Annotated in this window: 15 protein-coding genes; 7 read left to right on the top strand and 8 right to left on the bottom strand. The window is 69.0% G+C overall.

The annotated features are described in order from the left end of the window. Positions 1 to 20 precede the first annotated feature (20 nt). Positions 21 to 1,208, top strand: a complete 1,188-nt coding sequence (locus R2J76_RS04025) for an SHOCT domain-containing protein (RefSeq protein ID WP_316414505.1) — start codon at positions 21 to 23, stop codon at positions 1,206 to 1,208. Positions 1,209 to 1,665: 457 nt separating this feature from the next. On the opposite strand, the gene tkt is transcribed toward R2J76_RS04025, so the two are convergent. Genes tkt through argS form a run of 3 tightly spaced genes read right to left on the bottom strand, consistent with a single transcriptional unit; the run spans position 1,666 to position 7,144 of the window. Then, complete coding sequence (gene tkt / locus R2J76_RS04020; protein WP_316414504.1) at positions 1,666 to 3,663, bottom strand: transketolase; 1,998 nt, start codon at positions 3,661 to 3,663, stop codon at positions 1,666 to 1,668. Between the two features lie 43 nt (positions 3,664 to 3,706). Further along, on the bottom strand, positions 3,707 to 5,305 hold the full coding sequence (locus tag R2J76_RS04015) for a CTP synthase (RefSeq protein ID WP_316414503.1): 1,599 nt from the start codon (positions 5,303 to 5,305) through the stop codon (positions 3,707 to 3,709). Positions 5,306 to 5,344: 39 nt separating this feature from the next. Beyond that, complete coding sequence (gene argS / locus R2J76_RS04010) at positions 5,345 to 7,144, bottom strand: arginine--tRNA ligase (RefSeq protein ID WP_316414502.1); 1,800 nt, start codon at positions 7,142 to 7,144, stop codon at positions 5,345 to 5,347. A 220-nt stretch (positions 7,145 to 7,364) separates the two neighbouring features. Between argS and rpsT the strand changes: the two genes are divergently transcribed. Beyond that, entirely contained in the window at positions 7,365 to 7,628 is a 264-nt protein-coding gene (rpsT, locus tag R2J76_RS04005) for a 30S ribosomal protein S20 (protein WP_316414501.1), read from the top strand. 54 nt (positions 7,629 to 7,682) lie between these two features. Here the strand turns inward: rpsT and gluQRS are convergent, their stop codons facing one another. Then, positions 7,683 to 8,588: a tRNA glutamyl-Q(34) synthetase GluQRS gene (gene gluQRS / locus R2J76_RS04000; protein ID WP_316414500.1), complete on the bottom strand. Its 906-nt coding sequence runs from the start codon at positions 8,586 to 8,588 to the stop codon at positions 7,683 to 7,685. Positions 8,589 to 8,741: 153 nt separating this feature from the next. On the opposite strand from gluQRS, the gene R2J76_RS03995 reads away from it, so the two are divergent. The 3 genes from R2J76_RS03995 to R2J76_RS03985 all read left to right on the top strand — a co-directional run bounded on the left by R2J76_RS03995 (position 8,742) and on the right by R2J76_RS03985 (position 12,479). Beyond that, positions 8,742 to 9,050: a hypothetical protein gene (locus R2J76_RS03995; RefSeq protein ID WP_316414499.1), complete on the top strand. Its 309-nt coding sequence runs from the start codon at positions 8,742 to 8,744 to the stop codon at positions 9,048 to 9,050. 283 nt (positions 9,051 to 9,333) lie between these two features. Then, the gene (locus R2J76_RS03990) at positions 9,334 to 10,104 is read left to right on the top strand and encodes a class I SAM-dependent methyltransferase (RefSeq protein WP_316414498.1); all 771 of its coding nucleotides are present in this window, start codon (positions 9,334 to 9,336) and stop codon (positions 10,102 to 10,104) included. 350 nt (positions 10,105 to 10,454) lie between these two features. Beyond that, positions 10,455 to 12,479 carry a M13 family metallopeptidase gene (locus R2J76_RS03985; protein WP_316414497.1) on the top strand — a complete coding sequence of 675 codons (2,025 nt, stop codon included), beginning with the start codon at positions 10,455 to 10,457 and terminating at the stop codon, positions 12,477 to 12,479. Here R2J76_RS03985 and R2J76_RS03980 read toward each other — a convergent pair whose 3' ends face one another. From R2J76_RS03980 to R2J76_RS03965, 4 genes are all read right to left on the bottom strand, one after another. Beyond that, positions 12,480 to 13,379 carry a carbohydrate kinase family protein gene (locus R2J76_RS03980; RefSeq protein WP_316414496.1) on the bottom strand — a complete coding sequence of 300 codons (900 nt, stop codon included), beginning with the start codon at positions 13,377 to 13,379 and terminating at the stop codon, positions 12,480 to 12,482. It lies immediately after the preceding gene. A 327-nt stretch (positions 13,380 to 13,706) separates the two neighbouring features. Beyond that, positions 13,707 to 14,480, bottom strand: a complete 774-nt coding sequence (locus R2J76_RS03975) for an acyl-CoA dehydratase activase (protein WP_316414495.1) — start codon at positions 14,478 to 14,480, stop codon at positions 13,707 to 13,709. Further along, complete coding sequence (locus R2J76_RS03970) at positions 14,477 to 15,757, bottom strand: double-cubane-cluster-containing anaerobic reductase (RefSeq protein ID WP_316414494.1); 1,281 nt, start codon at positions 15,755 to 15,757, stop codon at positions 14,477 to 14,479. Before R2J76_RS03970 ends, R2J76_RS03975 begins: the two co-directional genes overlap by 4 nt. Before the next feature lie 152 nt (positions 15,758 to 15,909). After that, on the bottom strand, positions 15,910 to 17,670 hold the full coding sequence (locus R2J76_RS03965) for an NAD(P)H-dependent flavin oxidoreductase (RefSeq protein WP_316414493.1): 1,761 nt from the start codon (positions 17,668 to 17,670) through the stop codon (positions 15,910 to 15,912). A gap of 138 nt (positions 17,671 to 17,808) precedes the next feature. Between R2J76_RS03965 and motA the strand changes: the two genes are divergently transcribed. Both motA and R2J76_RS03955 read left to right on the top strand, forming a co-directional pair. Continuing rightward, positions 17,809 to 18,675 (top strand): flagellar motor stator protein MotA, encoded by an 867-nt coding sequence (motA, locus tag R2J76_RS03960; protein WP_316414492.1) that lies wholly within the window; start codon positions 17,809 to 17,811, stop codon positions 18,673 to 18,675. 6 nt (positions 18,676 to 18,681) lie between these two features. Further along, positions 18,682 to 19,554: an OmpA family protein gene (locus tag R2J76_RS03955; protein ID WP_316414491.1), complete on the top strand. Its 873-nt coding sequence runs from the start codon at positions 18,682 to 18,684 to the stop codon at positions 19,552 to 19,554. The last annotated feature ends 9 nt before the right edge of the window (positions 19,555 to 19,563 follow it).

The raw sequence follows: 19,563 nt of genomic DNA, 5'->3' as shown, positions 1-19,563 counted from the left end.
CGCCGCCCAGGAGAAGCCCCATGCGCCCAGGCCCCATCGCCGTCCTCATCGCCGCGGGCGCCCTCGCCGTCCCCGCCCAGGCCCAGTTCTGGGACGCCCTCATCAATCCGGACGTGCAGGTCACCCTCACCCACCCCCCCGGCCTGGGCATCAAGGTCCAGCGGGTGGCCTTCGCCCCCGTGAACAGCGCCGCCGCCGAGGACCTGCTCTCGGCCTGCATCGCCGACCTCACCTCCGCGGGCCAGCTGGACGTGCTGGACCGGGGCAACATCGAGAAGGTGCTGGGCGAGCAGAAACTCTCCAATTCGGGCCTGGTGGACGAGAAGACCGCGGTGGAGCTGGGCAAGCTCCTGGGCTCCCCGGTGCTGCTCTTCGTGAAGGTCCAGCGCTCCGACGTCAAGCACATCCCCCTGCAGAAGACCGACGCGGCCTGGACCGACAAGAAGGGCGAGTACCACCCCGCCGTCACCACCTACACCTCCAAGACCCAGGTGGAGTTCAACGGCTCCATCCAGGCCGTGGACCTGGCCTCGGGCCGCATCTACAGCCAGCAGCGCATCGCGGTCTCCCCCAGCCGGGAAGAGTCCTCCACCCAGGGCCGGCCCGAGTACCCCTCCGACACCGAGGTGCGGGAGATGGCCGTGAACATGGCCCGGGACCAGGTGCACAAGATGCTCCTGTCCTGGACCGAGCAGCGCAAGCTGATCTTCTACGACGACAAGGACTACGGCATGAAGGACGCCTACAAGCGCCTGCAGCTGCAGGACGGCCGCGGCGCCCTGGCCAAGTCCCTGGAGGCCCTCCAGGCCGCCCAGGCCGACCCCAAGTGCAAGCCCAAGTACCTGGGCCGCACCAACTACAACGTCGGCATGTGCCAGTTCATCCTCGGCGACTACGCCGCCGCCGTGCCCTTCCTCAAGGCCGCCCGGGAAACCGACCCCAAGCACAAGATCTTCGCCAACGCCGAAAGCGAATGCTTGCGCGCCGTGGGCCTGATGCAGGAGATGTCCCGTGTGGACGCCCGCAGCGCCAAGGTCGAACTGGCCCCCCCCCGCGCCGAACCCGCCCGGGCCCCCGAGCCCGTCGCCACCAAGCCCGCCGCCTCCGCCGAGGACCGCCTCACCCGCCTCGAAGCCCTCCGCAAGAAGGGCCTCATCTCCCCCGAGGACTACAAGGCCAAGAAGGCCGAAATCATGAAGGACCTTTAGGGGTCCGGGGCGATCCTGGGGCGGGTTCCGGACCGTCGCGCCGGTTACTCGGCCGGACAAGCCGGCCTCGTTGGGTGCCGTCGGGGACGATGGGGCGAGGTTTCACATTCCAGCTTCGTTGTTGGTTCCGGTCAGGGGGGGATCCCGCCCTTCCCGGAGGCCTAGGGTTCCATGGGCCCGCTGCGAGTGGGGTCTGGAGGCACGCGGTCCGCGCCGACGCTGAATGCCTTTGAATGCAGGCACAAATCAACGTCGGCGCGGACCGCCTGCCTCCAGACTCCACTTGCAGCGGGCCCACGGGACGTAGGCCCCCCCGGGGAGCCCCGGGATCACTCGCCCACCCCCATCCAACGGAGGACGAACGCGGCAGCACCCCTCCCGGTCCCAAATCCGCGCTCCTTCCGCTGACGCAGCTTGTCTGCGTCAGCGAACCGGGGCGAAGGTCCGGGACCCGTACCTAGAGTCCGGCCACGCCCTTCGCGACCTTCACCACGTTCTCGACGGTGAAGCCGAATTTCTCGAAGAGGACTTCGGCGGGGGCGGAGGCGCCGAAGCGGTCCAGGCCGATGGAGGCGCCCTGGAAGCCCACCCACTTCTCCCAGCCGAAGGTGACGCCGGCCTCGATGGAGACGCGGGCGGTGATGGCGCGGGGGAGGACCTCCTCGCGGTAGGCGGGGGACTGCCTCGCGAAGACCTCCCAGCTGGGCATGGAGACGACGCGGGTGGGGATGCCGTCGGCTTCCAGGGCCTTGCGGGCCTGGAGGGCAAGGTGCACCTCGCTGCCGGTGGCCATGAGGATGAGGCGGGGGGCGGAGCTGGCCTCCTCCAGGACGTAGGCGCCCTTGGCGGCGCCCTTGGCCTTGGCGGGGTCCAGCACGGGGAGCTTCTGGCGGGTGAGGGCCAGGCCCACGGGGCCGTTGGCGTGGGCCATGGCTTCGCGCCAGGCCTCCACGGTCTCGTTGGCGTCGGCGGGGCGGATGAGGGTCATGTTCGGGATCATGCGCAGGGTCATGACCTGTTCCACGGGCTGGTGGGTGGGGCCGTCCTCGCCCACGCCGATGGAATCGTGCGTCCACACGTAGTCCACGGGCAGGCCCATGAGGGCCGCGAGGCGCACGCTGGGGCGCATGTAGTCCGAGAAGATCAGGAAGGTGGCCCCGAAGACCCGCAGGCCGCCGTGGAGGGCCATGCCGTTGAGGACGGCGCCCATGCCGTGCTCGCGGATGCCCCAGTGGAAATTGCGCCCGCTGGCGCGGGGGCCGAAATCGCCGCCGTCCTTGAGGTGGGTGTTGTTGGAAGGGGCCAGGTCGGCGGAACCGCCGATGAGGTTGGGAAGCTTGCCGGCCAGGGCGTTGAGCACCTTGCCGCCGGCTTCGCGCGTGGCCTGGTCCTGGCCGGGCTGGAAGACCGGCAGGGCCTCCTGCCAGCCCGGGGCCAGCTCGCCCCGCATGAAGGCCTCGAACTCCGCGGCCAGTTCCGGGAAGGCGGCCCGGTACGAGGCGAAGAGCTCCTTCCAGGCGCCCTCCGCGGCCGCGCCGCGGGTGCCGCAGGCGTTCCAGTGGGCCTGGGCCTCGGCGGGCACCACGAAGTGGCCGTCGGGATCCCAGCCCAGGATCTCCTTGGTGGCCCGGATCTCGGGCTCGCCCAGGGGGGAGCCGTGGGCGCCGTGGGTGTCCTTCTTGGTTGGGGCGGGGAAGCCGATGATGGTCCGGCAGTCGATGAGGGTGGGCTTGCCGCAGGGGGTGGCGGCCTCGGCGTAGGCCGCGGCCAGGGCCTCCAGGTTCTCGCCGTCGGCCACCTTGAGCACGCGCCAGCCGTAGGCCTCGAAGCGCTTGCCCACGTCCTCCGTGAAGGCCAGGTCGGTGCGGCCTTCGATGGTGATGGAATTGTTGTCGTAGAGCAGGACGAGCTTCTCCAGGGCCAGATGCCCGGCGATGCTGGCGGCCTCCTGGGCGATGCCCTCCATGACGTCGCCGTCCCCGGCGAACACGTAGGTGTGGTGGTCCACCACCTTGAAGCCGGGGCGGTTGAAGCGGTCCGCGAGCCAGCGCTCCGCGATGGCCATGCCCACCGCGTTGCCGATGCCCTGGCCCAGGGGGCCCGTGGTGGTCTCGACCCCGGCGGTGTGGCCGAACTCGGGGTGCCCGGGGGTCTTGGAGCCCCACTGGCGGAAGGCCTTGAGCTCGTCCAGGGGCAGGCCGTAGCCGGCCAGGTGCAGGAGGGAATACATGAGCATGGACACGTGCCCGCAGGAGAGCACGAAGCGGTCCCGGTCCGCCCAGAGGGGATTGGCGGGGTGGTGCTTCAGGAACTTGGTCCAGAGCACGTAGGCCGCGGGGGCCTGGGCCATGGGGGTGCCGGGGTGGCCGCTGTTGGCCTTCTGGACGCCGTCCATGGCCAGGCACCGGATGGTGTCGATGCAGAGTTTGTCGATGTTCGTCGCCGCGAAGGTCAAGTGCTACCTCATGGAAGAAGTTGATTGTCTCATGGGAGGGATATCAGGTCCGGTTGGAGGTGCTGGCCTTCACGAACGCGGTGAAGAGCGGGTGGGGCGCCAGCGGCTTGGACTTGAATTCCGGGTGGAACTGGCAGCCCAGGAAGTAGGGATGGTCAAGGATCTCCACGATCTCCACGAAGGTCCCGTCCGGGCTCACGCCGGTGAAGGCCAGGCCGTTGCGCTCCAGGGGGCCCCGGAACTCGGCCTGGTTGAATTCGTACCGGTGGCGGTGGCGTTCGCTGATCTGGGTGCCGCCGTAGGCCAGGGCGGCCCGGCTTCCCTCCACCAGCACGCAGGGGTAGGCGCCCAGGCGCATGGTGCCGCCCAGCTCCTCCACGTCCACCAGCTCACGCAGCTTGAAGATGACCCGGTGCTTCGGGTTGTCCTCGAATTCGGTGGAATCGGCACCGTCGAGGCCCGCCACGTTGCGGGCGTACTCCACGGAGGCCATCTGCATGCCCAGGCAGATGCCGAAGAAGGGCACCTTGCGCTCGCGGGCGTACTGGATGGCCTTGATCATGCCGGAGGTGCCGCGCACGCCGAAGCCGCCGGGGACCAGGATCCCGTGGCAGTCCCCCAGGAACTCGTCCACGTTGCCGTGCTCCAGCTCCTCCCCCTCGATCCACTTCAGGTCCACCTGGGTCTCCAGGCCGTAGCCGGCGTGGTGCAGGGCCTCGATCAGGGACTTGTAGCTCTCCTTGAACTCCACGTACTTGCCCACGATGCCGATGCGCACGCTGCCCCGGGGGTTGCGGATGCGCTTGAGGAGATCGTGCCAGGGGGTGAGGTCGGGCTGGCGGTCCGGAAGGCCCAGGAGGGAGGCCACCTTGGCGTCCATGCCCTCCAGGTGCAGGTTGAGGGGCACCTCGTAGATGGTGGTGGCGTCCTTGCAGCTGAACACCGCGTCGGGGGCCACGGAGCAGAACATGGCGATCTTGTCCTTGAGGCTCCGGGGGATCTCCACGTCCGCGCGGCACACCAGCACCTCGGGCTGGATGCCCAGGGCCCGCAGTTCCTTGACGCTGTGCTGGGTGGGCTTGGACTTCAACTCGCCCGCGGCCTTGATGTAGGGGACGTAGGTGAGGTGCATGTTGATGGCGTTGCCGTGGCCCGCCTCCAGCTTGAACTGGCGGATGGCCTCCAGGAACGGCTGGCTCTCGATGTCGCCCACCGTGCCGCCGATCTCCACCAGCACCACGTCCACGTCCCGGGCCACCTTGCGCATGGTGGCCTTGATCTCGTCGGTGATGTGGGGGATCACCTGCACGGTCTTGCCCAGGTAGTCGCCCCGGCGCTCCTTCTGGATGACGGTGTTGTAGATGCGCCCGGTGGTGATGGTGTGGTTGCGGGTGGTGGGCACCGAGGTGAAGCGCTCGTAGTGGCCCAGGTCCAGGTCCGTCTCGGCGCCGTCGTCGGTGACGAACACCTCCCCGTGCTGGAAGGGGCTCATGGTGCCGGGATCCACGTTGAGGTAGGGGTCCATCTTCATGAGGGTCACCTTGAGGCCCCGGGCCTCCAGCAGCGCCCCCAGCGAAGCCGCGGCGATCCCCTTGCCGAGGCTCGAAAGCACCCCGCCCGTCACGAACACCCATTTCGTCATCGTCGCACCCCCCCCGGTGGCAGAATTCCAGTCGTCACGTCACATCTCCTCGGGGGCCTGGATGCCCATGAGGAAGAGCCCCTGCCGCAGCGCCCGCGCCGTGGCCACGCAGAGCGCGAGCCGCGCGTCCCGCACTTCGGCGGTATTTTCCGCCCAGAGGATCGGGCAGTTGGTGTAGAAGCCCGAGAATGCCTTGGCCACCGACAGCAGCTGGCGCGCCAGGGCCGTGGCCATGTTCTCCCGCGCCATGGTGCGCAGGGCGTCCGGCAATCCCGCCAGCTCGAAGAGCAGCGCCTGGGCCGGGGCGTCCGCGAGGCCCGCCAGGTCCGCGGGAAGCGGGGCGGCGCCGTAGGCCACCACCGCCGAATCGGGCGTGGGCGCCTGGACGGGCCGGGCCAGGTCCGCCCAGTCCCCCCCGGCCTTGCGCAGCACCGAGCAGATGCGGGCGTGGGCGTACTGCACGTAGGGCCCCGTGTCCCCGTCCAGGGCGATGACCCGGTCCCAGGTGAAGGTGATGGACTTGACCCGGTCGTTGAGGGCGTTGAAGAAGACCACCGCCCCCAGCCCCAGCATCTCGGCCACCTCCGCCTTGGCGGGCAGGTCCGGGTTCTTCTCGTCGATGATGGCCGTGACCCGGGCCACCGCCTCGTCCAGCACGTCCTCCAGGAAGATGACGTTGCCCTTGCGGGTGGACATCTTGCCCTCGGGCAGGTTGATCATGCCGAAGGGGGTGTGGACCATGCGCCCCTGGAACCAGGGGTCAAGCTTCGTCATGACGGCGAATATCTGCTGGAAATGCAGGATCTGGTCCGCGCCCACCACGTAGATGCAGCGGTCGAAGTGGAAGGTCTCCTTGCGGTACATGGCCGCCGCCAGGTCCCGGGTGGCGTAGATGCTGGCGCCGTCCGCCTTCTGCACCAGGCAGGGGGTGGCGATGCCCACGTCCTCCAGGTCCACGATGCGGGCGCCGTTCTGCCCCTCCACCAGCAGTCCGGCCTCCTCCAGGCGCCGCATGGCCGGGACCAGCTGGTCCTGGTAGAAGGCCTCGCCCATCTCCAGGTGGTCGAAGGCCACCCCCAGGCGCTGGTAGATGCGGTTGAAGGTGCGCAGGCTGATCTCCCGGAACCAGCTCCACAGGCGCCGGGCCTCGGGGTCCCCCTCCTCCAGGCGCCGGAACCAGTCCCGGGCCTCCTCCCGCAGCGCAGGATCCTCCTCCTCGGCCCCGTGGAAGCGCACGTAGAGCTGGAAGAGCCGGTACAGGGGGCTCCTCAGCTTCTCCGGGATCTCGTCGGCCCAGGGGAAGTCCAGCTCCAGGGCGGGGTTCTCCGCCTCGGCCCAGTGCTTGTAGGCCGCCAGCAGGGTCCCGAACTGGGTGCCCCAGTCGCCCAGGTGGTTGATGCGGACCACCTCGCAGCCCAGGTAGCGGTTCACCTGGGCCTGGGCGTGGCCGATCATGGTCGAGCGCAGGTGGCCGATGGTGAAGAGCTTGGCGATGTTCGGGGAGCTGTACTCCACGATCACCACCTCCCCGTTGGGGTCGCCCGAGCCGTAGGGCCGCGTGCCCAGGAGGGCCTCCAGGAGGATCCGGGCCCGGGTGGCGGGTTCCAGGCGCAGGTTCAGGTAGGGTCCCGCCGCCAGGATCCCGGCGCCCTCCAGGCGCAGCTCGGCCGCCAGGTCCTTGGCCAACTGGGCGGGGTTCTTCCCCAGGGCCTTGGCCGCCTTGAAGCAGGGGTAGGCCAGGTCGCCCATCTCCCCCGACCGGGGCCGCTCCAGGATGATCTCCTGCCCGGGCAACGCCGCCGCCAGGGCCTCAATGAATGCCTTTTTCACCTGCTCCATGCCCGCTCCATGACAATCCACGATCCGGAAGCCAGGGGCCTCCAACCAGGATGAAGGAAGCGGGGGCCGCCGGGAAGCCCCAACTTTGGCCTTTGTTGAGGTCTTTCCCCTTGAATTCAGGGCTGGCAGGGGTATGATGATTCTTCGCCTTCATGGGCGACATTCAGTCTGTCCGTACGCCCTGCGGGTCGAATTATCAGGTATCCAGGAGTCAGGATTCATGGCCAATCACAAGTCCGCCGCCAAGAAAGCCGCCCACGACGTGGAAGCTCGTCTGCGCAACCGCGCCAACCGTTCCACCATGAAGTCCGCCATCAAGCGGTTCCTCGTGGCCGTGGCGACCGGCAACAAGGCCGAGGCCACCACCCTCCTGCCCAAGACCCTGGGCGTGGTGGACAAGGCCTGCCGCAAGGGCGTCCTGCACAAGAACGCCGCCAACCGCTACAAGAGCCGCCTGACCCTCAAGGTCAACGGCCTGGCCTAGCGCCTCCATCCCGGCGATGGCACAGCCCGGCTTCGGCCGGGCTGTTGCGCGTACCTAGATCCAATCCGCCGGGGCCTCCACCGGCCCCGCGGGGACCCGCGACCAGCTGAATCCGGGGAGCAGTTCCTCCAGCCGGGCCGGTTCCGGGCGCTCCAGGCAGCCCAGGCTCCACCCCAGCCACCCCAGCACCCGCGCCGGGTCCACGCCCCGGTGGGCCAGGAGGGCCAGGCCCAGGGCCCCGTCCCGCTTGCCCAGGCGGGAGCCCCCGGGGGCGGTCACCAGGCCCAGGTGCGCGTAGGCGGGGCGCGGCAGGCCCAGGGCCTCCTGGAGCCGGGCCTGGGTGGCGGTGACCCCGCGCAGGTCCAGGCCCCGCACGACCTCCGTCACGCCCTGGGCGGCGTCGTCCACCACCACGGCCAGGTGGTAGGCATAGCACCCGTCCCGGCGGTGCAGGAGGGGATCCCCGGTGAGGGCGGCGGGGTCGTCCCGCTGGGGGCCCCGCAGGAGGTCCTCCCAGTCCACGGCCCCGTCCGGAACCCGGAAGCGCAGGGCGTCGGGCCTCAGGAAGGGCAGCGCCCGGTGCCGGCAGGTGCCCGGGTAGGGCCGCAGGCCCTCGTCCAGGTGGGGCGCCGAGGCCATGGCGGCCAGGTCCTTGCGGGTGCAAGCGCAGGGATAGAGCAGGCCCGCCCCGAAGAGGCGCTGGAGCGCGGCCTGGTAGGCCCCCGCGCGCCGGGACTGCCAGAGCACGGGGCCGTCGCTTTCCAGGCCCAGGGCCGCCAGGTCCCGCAGCTGCGCCTCCCCCAGGGTGGAGCGGCACCGGGCGGTGTCCACGTCCTCCATGCGGATCACCCACCGCCCGCCCCCCGCCCGGGCGGAGAGCCACGAGGCCAGGGCCGTGCGCAGATTGCCCAGGTGGAGCTCCCCGGTGGGGGAAGGAGCAAAGCGGCCGATGCATTCCATCGCTCCAGGATACCTGTGGAGGCATGAATGAACTGGTAAATTTACATTCAAAACTTATTGAATTTCCCACTTGGCAGCCCCCCGGATTCCCGGTTCAATCGAACCACTCCCACCCCCGGGAGGCATTCAAAACCCTTTAAGTAAGGAGCACCCATGGCCCACGGCCCTGCTACCCCCCTGCCCGCACTGACCCCCGAGGACCTCGCCCAGGTGCGGGGTTCCGGCGGCACCCTCGATCTCTCCTTCACCCTGCCCCCCGTGCGGGGCCAGGTGGAGGTGGGCCGCACCTCCCCCCGCGGTTCCGTGGCCGGGACCCTCTCCACCGACGGCCGCTCCTGGGCCGCCGGCGTCCAGGCCTCCGTGAACCCCTCCCCCAAGGTGAACCTGGGCGCCTTCTACAAAGCGGACGGCCGCCAATGGGAGGCCGGCGTCTCCGCCCGCATACGCTTCCTGAAAGCCTGATCCCCGGTACGCGTTCACGCCCCCTGCCGGGGGCGAAACGCTCTTGGGATGGGCCGGAGGCTTCCGCATGGCCTTCTTTCATCCCCTCCATCCCTTTCATCCATTTTTTATCCCCGTTCCAGCAGGGCCAAGGCAGGGATGGGTCGGCGCACCCGGGTAAGGCGAGCGCCGACTCAACGCATCGCTGGCCCTGCTGGAACAGGGATAAAAGACGGATGAAAGGGATGAAGGGGATGAAGGCCCGCATCGAGGACCTCGAGAAGAATCGCTTACAATCCATAGAATGCGTTTCGGGTCCCCCATTCTCCGGGCCGTCCTTGCCCAGGCGGTCGCCTATGCCCTGCTCCTGGCGGTGGCCCGGTCGGGGCTCCTGCCGATCGCCCTGCAGGGGCGGCCGGCGGTGCTGCTCATGGGCATCCTGGCCGCCGGCATCGGGCTGGGCCTGGGGCTGGGGCCCCGGTGGGTGCCGGGCATGCTGTTCCTGCCCTGGCTCCTGGACCTGCTGCTCCGCCACCCGCCGCCCACCTGGGTGTGGCCGGCGGCCCTTGTCTCCCTGCTCCTGATCTACGGGGGCGGCATCCTCACCCGGGTGCCCCTCTACAATTCCAACCGGGCCGCCTGGGAAGCCCTCCTTTCCCTGTGCCCCCCGGGCCTGCTGCGCCTGGCCGACCTGGGCGCGGGACTGGGGGGCCCCCTGGCCTTCCTGGCCCGGGCTCGGCCGGACGGGTTCTTCCTGGGGGTGGAGGCCTCCCCCCTCACCTTCGCCCTGGCCTGGCTCCGCACCCTGCCCCTGCGGGGCAACTGCCGGGTCCACCTGGGCAGCCTCTGGAACCAGGACCTTTCGGGGTTCGAGCTGGTGTACGCCTTCCTCAGCCCCGCCCCCATGCCCCGGTTGTGGGAGAAGGCCCGGCGGGAGATGCGCCCGGGAACCCTGTTCGTGAGCAACACCTTCGAAGTGCCCGGCCGGACCCCCACCCTGCGCATCCCCCTCCCGGGACGCAAAGATGCTTGCCTGCTGGCCTATCGCATGGAGGGCCCCCCCGCGTTTGACTAAGCCGTTCCGAAGCCGGGAGCGGCATGATCAGAAGCCAGCCTCCACAAGCTTTTGTCGGCGCCTGACTCGCACTGCACAATTCCACTCGCAGCGAGTCGAAGCCCCTTCGGCAGCCATCCCACAAGCCAGAAGCCTCCAGGAGAGCCGCTAAGCCCGTTTCGCCTCCCCACCCAACGAAGTTGGAGGGTGCGAACCCAGGCCTCATGACCCTGCCCAGAGCTTTCCGTCGGCGCCGGCTTGTCCGGCGACGACGAACCGGGGCGAATTGGGGGGACCCGGCCCCCCCGTTTCCCGGGCGCCACCGTCAAATCAGGAGCCTGTTAGCATCGTCTAATGATACGGAGCTGCCCATGACCTACCGTCCCACCCACCTGGCCGCGCTTTGCGCGTTCACGGCCTGCGCCGTCGCGGCGCCGCCCCCCGCCCCCAAGGCCGACTACCTGGCCACCGTCATGGACACCTCCGTGGACCCGGGGGTGGACTTCTTCACCTACGCGGTGGGCGGCTGGCTCAAGCGCAACCCCATCCCCCCCTCGGAATCCGTCTGGGGCATCGGCAAGGTCCTGCGGGAGCAGACCTATGCCAACCTCCGGGCCATCAACGAGCAGGCCGCGGCCAAGCCCACGGACGCCGATTCCCGCAAGGTGGGGGACTTCTGGGCCGCGGCCTCGGACGAGGCCCGCACCGAGCGCCTCGGCCTCGGGCCCCTCAAGGCCGAGCTGGCCAAGGTGGACGCCCTCCGGTCCGCCCGGGACGCCGTGAACCTGGCCTTCGCCTGGGCCCCCCTGCGCACCCGGGCCTTCTTCGCCGTTTCGGTGGAGCAGGACGAGAAGAACAGCGACGAGATGGCCGTGCACCTCTACCAGGGCGGCCTCGGCCTGCCCGAGCGGGACTTCTACTTCAACCCCGAAAAGGGCGTCGCCCGGATCCGCGAAGCCTACCTCACCCACCTGGACCGGACCCTCCACCTCCTGGGCCGGGACAAGGCCGGGGACGCCGCCATCCGGGTCATGGCCTTCGAGACGGCCCTGGCCAAGGCCGCCCGGAAGCTCGAGGAGCTGCGGGATCCCGAAAAGAACTACAACAAGATGACCCCCGCCGAGCTCACCGCCTCCCGCACGCCTTCCATCCCCTGGGCGGAGCGCTTCGGGGAATGGGGCCTGCGCCCGGCCACGGTCATCGTGGGCCAGCCGGAATTCTTCGGGGCCCTGGAGACGCTTCTGGCCAGCACCCCCGTGGCCGTGCTCCAGGACTACCTGCGCCTGCGCCTGGTGGACACCTACGCGGACTACCTGGGCAAGGCCTTCCAGGAGGAGCACTTCAAGTTCTACGGCCAGGCCCTCTCCGGCCAGCGCCAGCCCCGGGACCGCTGGAAGCGGGTCCTGGACGCCCAGGAACAGGCCATGGGCATGCTGCTGGGCAAGCTCTTTGTGAAGCAGTACTTCACCGAGACCGCCAAGCGCCGCTACGACGCCATGGTGGAAGGCATCCGCGGCGCCTACAAGGAGCGCATCGAGCGCCTGGACTGGATGAGCCCCGAGACCAAGGCCAAGGCCCAGGTCAAGCTGGCCGGCATCACCAAGAAGGTGGGCTACCCGGACCGGTGGAAGGACTTCTCGGCCCTGGTGGTCACCCGGGATTCCTACTGCGGCAACATGATGAACGCCTCCCGCTGGCGCTTCGCGGACATGCTGTCCCGGTTCGGCAAGCCCGTGGACCGCACCGAGTGGCACATGACCCCCCAGACCTACAACGCCTACTACAACCCCTCCAACAACGAGATCGTGCTCCCCGCCGCCCAGATGATGGTCCCCGGCGTGGCCGACGCGGACCTGGACGACGCCCTGGTGTACGGCTACACCGGCGGCTCCACCATCGGCCATGAGATCACCCACGGCTTCGACGACGAGGGCCGCCAGTTCGACGCCAAGGGCAACCTCGCCGATTGGTGGACCCCGGAGGACGGGGCGAAGTTCAACGCCCGGGCCGCGGGGATGATCCGCCAGTTCGACGCCTACGAGCCCCTGCCGGGCCTCCACATCAACGGCAAGGCCAGCCTGGGCGAGAACATCGCCGACTTCGGCGGGATCCTCCTGGGCATCGACGCCTTCAAGAAGACCGAACAGTACCGCAAGGGCGAGAAGATCGGCGGCCTGACCCCCATGCAGCGCTACTTCCTGGGCTATGCCCTGGGCTGGATGACCCAGCAGAAGGACGAGGCCCTGCGCACCCGGCTGCTCAGCGACGTGCATTCCCCGGCCAAGTGGCGGGTGATCGGCCCCCTCTCCAATATTCCCGAATTCCACCAGGCCTTCGGGGTGAAGGAAGGCCAGCCCATGTGGCGCTCCCCGGCCGACTGCCTTCGCATCTGGTGATCACAGCGCCCGGTAGGCCCGCTCCAGTTCCTCCCGCGTGATGAGCGCGCCGGAGCGGGCCTTCTGGCCGCAGGTGTGCCGGGCCGCGATCTGGCCCCGCAGGATGGATTCCTCCAGGGAACGCCCCTCCAGGACGTGGCTCACCAGGAAGCCCACCGCCAGCCCGTCCCCGGCGCCGTTGGTATCCACCACGGGAATCTCCGAAGGCACCGGGGGGAAGTACCTCACCTTCCCCCCGGCGCCCAGGGCGCAGCCCCGGGCCCCCATGCCGCACACGACGATCTGCCGGGGATTCCGGGCCAGGAGCCCGCGCAGGAGGGGCCCCGGGCGCCGGTGGTTGGCCGCGGACAGGAAGAGGATCTGCGCTTCCCGGATGAAGTCCTGGCGGTAGGGGTCGTCCGGGTCCCCCACGTCCTGCAGGTCGCAGGCCACCACCAGGCCTTCGCTCCGGGCGGCGGGAAGCAGCGTCCGGGCCCAGTTGGGCAGGTGGAAATGCGCCAGCCGCGCCCCCCGGAGGATCGGCCGGAAGGCCTCCGGATCCGGGTGCAGGTCCATGTGCCCCTTGCCGTCGTAGAAGTTCCTGCGCCGGCCGTCCGGGCTCATGAGATTGACGCTGCGGCCGGTGCCCTCCGGATCCAGGAAGAGCCCCCGCAGATCGATGCCGTCCCGCTCCAGCTCCTCCCGCACGAAGCGCCCGCTGAAATCGTCCCCCACGCACCCGATGAAGGCCGTGGCCCGCCCCAGCCGCGCGTAGCCCCGACTGGTGTAGCCCCCCGCCTGGCCCACGCAGTCCAGGTCCTGGGTGAAATGGCCCTCCACCTTGAAATCGATGTCCCGGCCGGGCAGGTACACGTTCGTGTCGATGCCGACGTTGCCCACCACGACGACCTCAGGTCCCATGGCCCGCCTCCGGGCCCTAGTCTAAGGTGGGTCGGCGAACCCGAGGCCATGAATCGCTGGGATGTTCTCGAGGATCTGATTCCAGACCTGACCTGACCTTCCTTATCCTGCTCTTTCCCCTGAATCCTTTTCATCCCCGTTGGAAATTCGCTGGGAGTTGTCGCCACCTTTGGGTCAGGGGCGTCACGTAACATGCGCTCCGACCCACCTCCGCGGCAGCCCTGCGGAAACAGGGATGAACGCCGATGGAAGGGATGAACTGGGATCCCCTCAACCAGGAAGAGCCCCTTCATCACGGTACTAAGGCACCTGGGGTTTGCCGACACCTCAAACGGGAAGTGCCCCCTGCCCCTGGGCCGCGAGGAGGGCGCACCCCAGGGCCCCGGCCACCTGGGCCCGGGGGTGGGTCCGCACCCGGCCGCCGATGAGATCCCCAAGACAGGCCACCAGGAAGGCGTTGCCGCCCCCGCCCCCCGTGCAGAGGGTGAGGCCCTCCGGGTCGCAGCCCGTGCGCCCGAACATGGAGGCGATGCGCCGGGCCACGCTCAGGTGCAGGGCCCGCCCCAGGTCCTCCCGGGCCACGCCGCGGTTGAGCAGGCCCACCACTTCCGATTCCGCGAACACGGTGCACATGGAATGGATGGTCACCGATTCCGTGCCGGCCGCGGCGGCCTCCGGGAAGGCCTCCAGGCGGTAGCCCAGGCGCCGGGCCATGACCTCCAGGAAGCGGCCGGTGCCGGCGGCGCAGCGGTCGTTCATTTCGAATTTCTGCACCCGCCCGGCGCCGTCGAGCTTGATCACCTTCACGTCCTGCCCGCCCACGTCGATGACCGCGGAGCATCCGGGCACCAGGAAGCCGGCACCGGTGGCGTGGGCCTTGATCTCGCTGACGCCCGGCAGGCCGAAGGCCACTTCCAGCAGATCCCGGCCGTAGCCCGTGGCCAGCACCTGGCACCCGGGCGGCAGGGACCGCAGCAGGTCCTCCGCCGCCCGGCGCGGCTCGGCGGTGGCGTCGGCCACCTCCGCGCGCACCACCGCCCCCGCCTCCACCACCACCAGCTTGACGGTGGTGGAGCCCAGATCCAGGCCCGCGGCCCTCACGATCCGATGCGCTCGATGAAGGCCTGGATCCGGGTCTTGAGCTGGCCCACGTCCTCCTGGCTGTAGTCCGTCTCGATGCGCAGGGCGGGGATCCCCTCCCCCTCCAGCACCTGCTCGATGCCCAGGGCCTCCACGGCGTAGGGGGTGCAGAACTGCAGGCCGTAGAGCAGTACCCCATCCACCCGGTAGGCCCGGGCCATTTCCTTCACATGGGCCAGGCGGTCCGGGTTGGGGGTGTAGATGGCGCAGTCGATGCGCAGGTAGCGGTCCACCAGGTGGTCCACCATCTCCTCCACGGTGGCGCCCGTGCGGGGCACCAGGTTGCGGGTGCCCCGCTCGCCAACGCAGGATTCCTCGGCCACGATGACCGCGCCGGAGGTCTCCACCAGGGCCGGGATCTTCCAGTTGGGCACGGCCATGGGGCAGCCGGACACCAGGATGCGGGGCGCCCCCTTGCCGGCCACCCCCGCCCCGGTGCGGACCCGGGCCTCCAGTTCCTCGCACAGCGCGTTGATCTGGGCGGTGAAGCGCACCGGATCCTCGTAGAAGAAGATCTGGTTCACCAGCAGGCTGTCCAGGCCGGAGATGGGAGCCGGGTCCGCGGCCCGGAGCGCCGACAGGCGGTGCACGGCCTGGCGCTTGGCGTTCACCACGTCGATGGCCTTGGCCAGGCTCTCCACCGTGACCCGGTTGCCGGTGAGCCGCTCCAGGGTCTCCATGAACCGGAGGTACTCGGCCTTCAGCAGGGCCCGGCCCTCGCCGTGCTTCATCTGCGGCAGGTCCATGACGTGGAGGTTGGGCACGATGCCGCGGAACACCTCCCAGGCCTTCTTCTTTCCGTCACAGGTGTTCTCGCCCACCACCAGGTCGCTGCTCTCCAGGTACGGGCACACCCCGCCCAGCTTGAAGCCGAAGGTGGACTTGATCAGGGCGCAGAGGTTGCGGGGCAGGTAGCGCTCCACCGCCTCGGTGGCGAAGTCGGCCCCGGCGCACAGGCCCACCATGACCGCGTCCACGGCCAGGACCAGCTCCTCGGGCACGAAGGTGCAGTAGGTGCCCACGACCTTGCGGCCCCGCTTCTTGCCCTCCACCAGCTCCTGGATGCGCAGGCCGTGCACCTCGGACATCACGAAATCCAGGTAGGCGGTCCCGGCCGGCCGGTTGGGCTGGGTCAGGAAGGTGTCGCCGTAGAGTTTGCCCAGGACGCTCAGGAGGGCGTCGTGGTTGTCCAGGTTCAGTCCGAGATCCCGCCACATCGGGCGGTAGTCCATGGCCATGTCGGCTCCAGGGGTTGCCTGCGGGCGCAGGCGGGGTGGCCCGGGGCGCTCGTCCGGGCCGGGCCCGCGATCGCCACGGATTGAATACTCAATGAATGAGCATCCAGATTAGCCTGCCGCCCGGGGAGGCGGCACCCCCTTCGTGACCCCCGTCACACCTGCAGGCGCGTGAGCCCGAAGTCCTGGGTGATCTCCCCGATGAGGTCCCGCACGTGGACCAGTTCGTTGAGCTTCCAGCCGTTGCTCCCGGTGAAGAAGAGCCCGGATTCCGTGTCCCCGCCCCAGGCGTCCCCGAGGCTGTCGGCGATGCAGTAGCCCACGCGCTCGGCGCCCTTGCCGTGCTCGCAGGGGGAGACGCAGTTGCTGATGCACCGGATGCGGGGGGCCTGTCCCTCGGCGATGCGGCGGTGGAGGGCGGTCTTGACGCCCCGGGCCGGCATGCCCACGGGGGATCCGTGGAGCGCGATGGTGTCCTTGTCGGCCTTGAGGATCACGCCCTTGAAGTTCTGGTGGGCGTCGCACTCGAAGGTGCCGATGAACCGCGTGGCCATCTGCACCCCGCCGGCGCCCAGGGCCATGAGGCGGTCGATGTCGGCCCGGTCCCACACGCCGCCGGCGGCGATGACGGGGAAATCGCCCCACTGGTCCCGCTCCTCGATGACGGAGGCCAGGAGCGCGTCCAGGCTGTAGGCGGGGTCCGCGCACTGCTCCAGGGAGAAGCCCTGGTGGCCGCCGGATTCGGGGCCCTCCAGCACCACGGCGTCGGGGAGTCGGTTGAACTTGCGCTGCCAGGTCTTGCAGATGAGCTTCAGGGCCCGGGCCGACGAAACGATGGGCACCAGGGCCACGTCCGCGTCGCCCACGTACTCGGGCAGGGCCAGGGGCAGGCCCGCCCCGGAAATGATGAGCTGGGCCCCGGCTTCCACCGAGTCCCGCACGACCCTTTCATATTCATTGATGGCACAAAGGATGTTCACGCCCACGGCGCCGCGGCCGTCCGCGATGTCCAGGGCGCTGCGCAGGATGCGCTTGAGGGCCGGGGTGCTGTTCAGGTTCTCGGCCTTGAGGGGCCGGCCCTGCACGGAGTTGGCGTCCTCGGGGTAGCGGTAGCCCGTGCCGATGGCCGAGACGATGCCGACGCAGCCGCAGTGGGCCACGTTGCCCGCGAGGCGGTCCCAGCTCACGCCGATGCCCATGCCGCCCTGGATGATGGGGTAGGGGATGTCCAGGTTCCGGATGCGCAGGCGGGGCAGCTCGGGGGCGGGGTGGTCCACCAGGTCCTCCAGGGCGGGTTCCCCCAGGACCTCGGCCAGGCGCTTGCGGAAGGAGGCCAGGAAATCCGCCGCCCCTTCCCGCAGCATGGCCGGCGTCTTCAGCTGCAGACCGGCGGCGCCCTCGGAAAGGAGGGAACGGCCTTCGCCCTCGGCGCCCGCGGGGGCGAAGCAGGGCAGGTTCGTGGAGCGGATCATGCGGCGAAGCCGCTCGGAAAGCCCTTCGCCCTCCGCCGCGAGGAGGGCCGATGCCCCCTGGGCCTCGGCCAGGAGGGCCTCCGCCTCGTCCCGCACCTCCACCACCCGCGGCAGGCCCCAGGCCCGCAGGGCCTCCAGGCGCTCGGGAAGGAGCTCAGAACCGTGCATGACGAAGGCGGCCAGGTCCTGGGCGGCGGTTTCCACCCGGGTGGAGAAGTCCCCCAGCACGCCCCGGAAATCCAGGCCCAGCTGCCCGCCCTTGCGCAGTTCCGCCAGGCGCCGCACCAGGGCCTCGGTGTCCGGAAAGGCCGGCATGCGGATCACGCCCACCCCGCCCGCGCCCGCGAAGGCCGCCGCCAGGGCATCGGTGGAAAAGGGATGCCACCCCTGGAAGAAGACTGGGGAATCCGCCCCGAGGGACTGGAAAGTTCTGGGTCTGATCATGTTGGAATACTCCGACAGGCCTTGGGGGATCCACCGGGCCGGATTTTCTCTTGTTCATCTTGGCAGGAAGGAGCCTTTTCTAAGCTAGATTTAAGAAGACGTCCCGAGTTTCCGAAACACGAAGTGGGAGCTTTGTACATGTTTTTCATAATTGGTCTGGTGGTGGTCATTGGCGCAGTGCTCTCCGGCTATCTCATGGAGGGGGGAAAGATCCACGTCCTCCTCGAGCCGCTGCCCGCGGAAGGCACGATCCTCTTCGGCGCCGCGGTGGGCGCCTTCCTGGCCGGCAACACCCTGAACACCATCAAGTCCGTGGTGGGCAACCTGGCCAAGCCGCTCAAGGGCAGCAAATACACAAAAGCGGTGTACATGGAGTCCCTGATGCTCCAGTACGAGGTGTACGTGAACATCAAGAAGGGCGGCCTGCTGGCCCTGGAGCAGGACGTGAACGACCCCCACAGCTCCAATATCTTCAAGAAGTACCCCGCGGTCATGCACGACCACCACGCCATGGATTTCTTCTGCGATTCCATGAAGCTCCTTATTAATGGTTCAGCCAAGATCGACGAGATCGATCAGGTCATGGACATGGACCTGGACGTGCACCACGCCGAGTCCGCCGCCCCGGGGGCCGCGGTGGGCGTCATGGCCGACGGCTTCCCCGCCTTCGGCATCTGCGCCTGCGTCATGGGCGTGGTGATCACCATGGGCTTCCTGGACCAGCCCCCCAACGTCATCGGCGGCAAGGTGGGTTCGGCCCTGGTGGGCACCTTCCTGGGCATCTTCCTGGCCTACGGCGTCTTCCAGCCCCTGGCCAAGAACATCGACCAGGTGCTGGCCTCCGAGGGCGCCTTCTTCAACGCCCTGCGCGCCGGCCTCGTGGCCTTCGGCAACGGCGCCGCCCCGGTCACCGCGGTGGAATTCGCCCGGCGCAACATCCCCTCCCCTGAGCGCCCCGGCTCCCAGGAGCTGGAGGAAGTGGTCCGCCAGATCAAGCCCCGGTAGCCGACCATGGCCGAGCAGCAGCCCGAAGTCAAAATCAAGTTCGTCAAGAAGAAGGGTGGCCACGCCGCCGCCCACGGCGGCGCCTGGAAGGTGGCCTACGCCGACCTGGTCACCGCCCTCATGGCCTTCTTCCTCCTCATGTGGCTCCTGGCCAGCGCCTCGTCCAACACCAAGGCCGGCATCGCCGGCAGCTTCCAGGATCCCAATTTCTTCAACACGGAAAAGGGCAAGGCCATCATGGAGGCCTACAAGATGGAGAAGTCCGGCATCCTCCCCGGCGGCCGCGGCATGAAGGACGGCACCGGCGACGGCGGCGGCCCCGAAGGCATCGTCATCGAGGAGGACACCGGCGAGCAGGAACGCAAGGTCATGGAGGAGACGGCCCAGACCATCGACAAGGCCTTCCGGGAGGACAAGCTCCTCCAGGCCTTCTCCAACCAGATATCCTTCGAGTTCACCGCCGAGGGGCTCCGCATCCAGATCCAGGACCGCGCGGCCCAGGTGCTCTTCGATTCCGGGTCGGCCACCCTCAAGCCCTACACCCTGGCCATCCTCAAGGAGATCGCCCAGGAGCTGGGCAAGCTCCCCAACCACATCCTCATCGGGGGCCACACCGATTCGGTGCAGTACCCCAACCAGGCCTACACCAACTGGGAACTGAGCGCCGACCGCGCGAATTCCGCCCGCAGGGTCCTGGAATCCTCCGGCCTGCGCCCGGGCCAGGTGCAGCGCGTCACCGGATACGCCGCCACCCAGCCCCTGGAGGACAAGGATCCCAAGGATCCCCAGAACCGGCGCATCTCCATCGTCGTCCTGTCCAGCGCCACCGAGAAGGCCGAAACCGAACGCCAGAAGGTCATGCCCCCCAAGAAGAAGTAGGATCCCGGC

It is taken from the genome of Mesoterricola silvestris, from assembly GCF_030295405.1.
In the GTDB taxonomy this organism is placed as follows: Bacteria; Acidobacteriota; Holophagae; order Holophagales; family Holophagaceae; genus Mesoterricola; species Mesoterricola silvestris.
The sequence above is the reverse complement of the archived record's forward strand: the minus strand, read 5'-3'. Positions and strand labels throughout refer to the sequence as shown.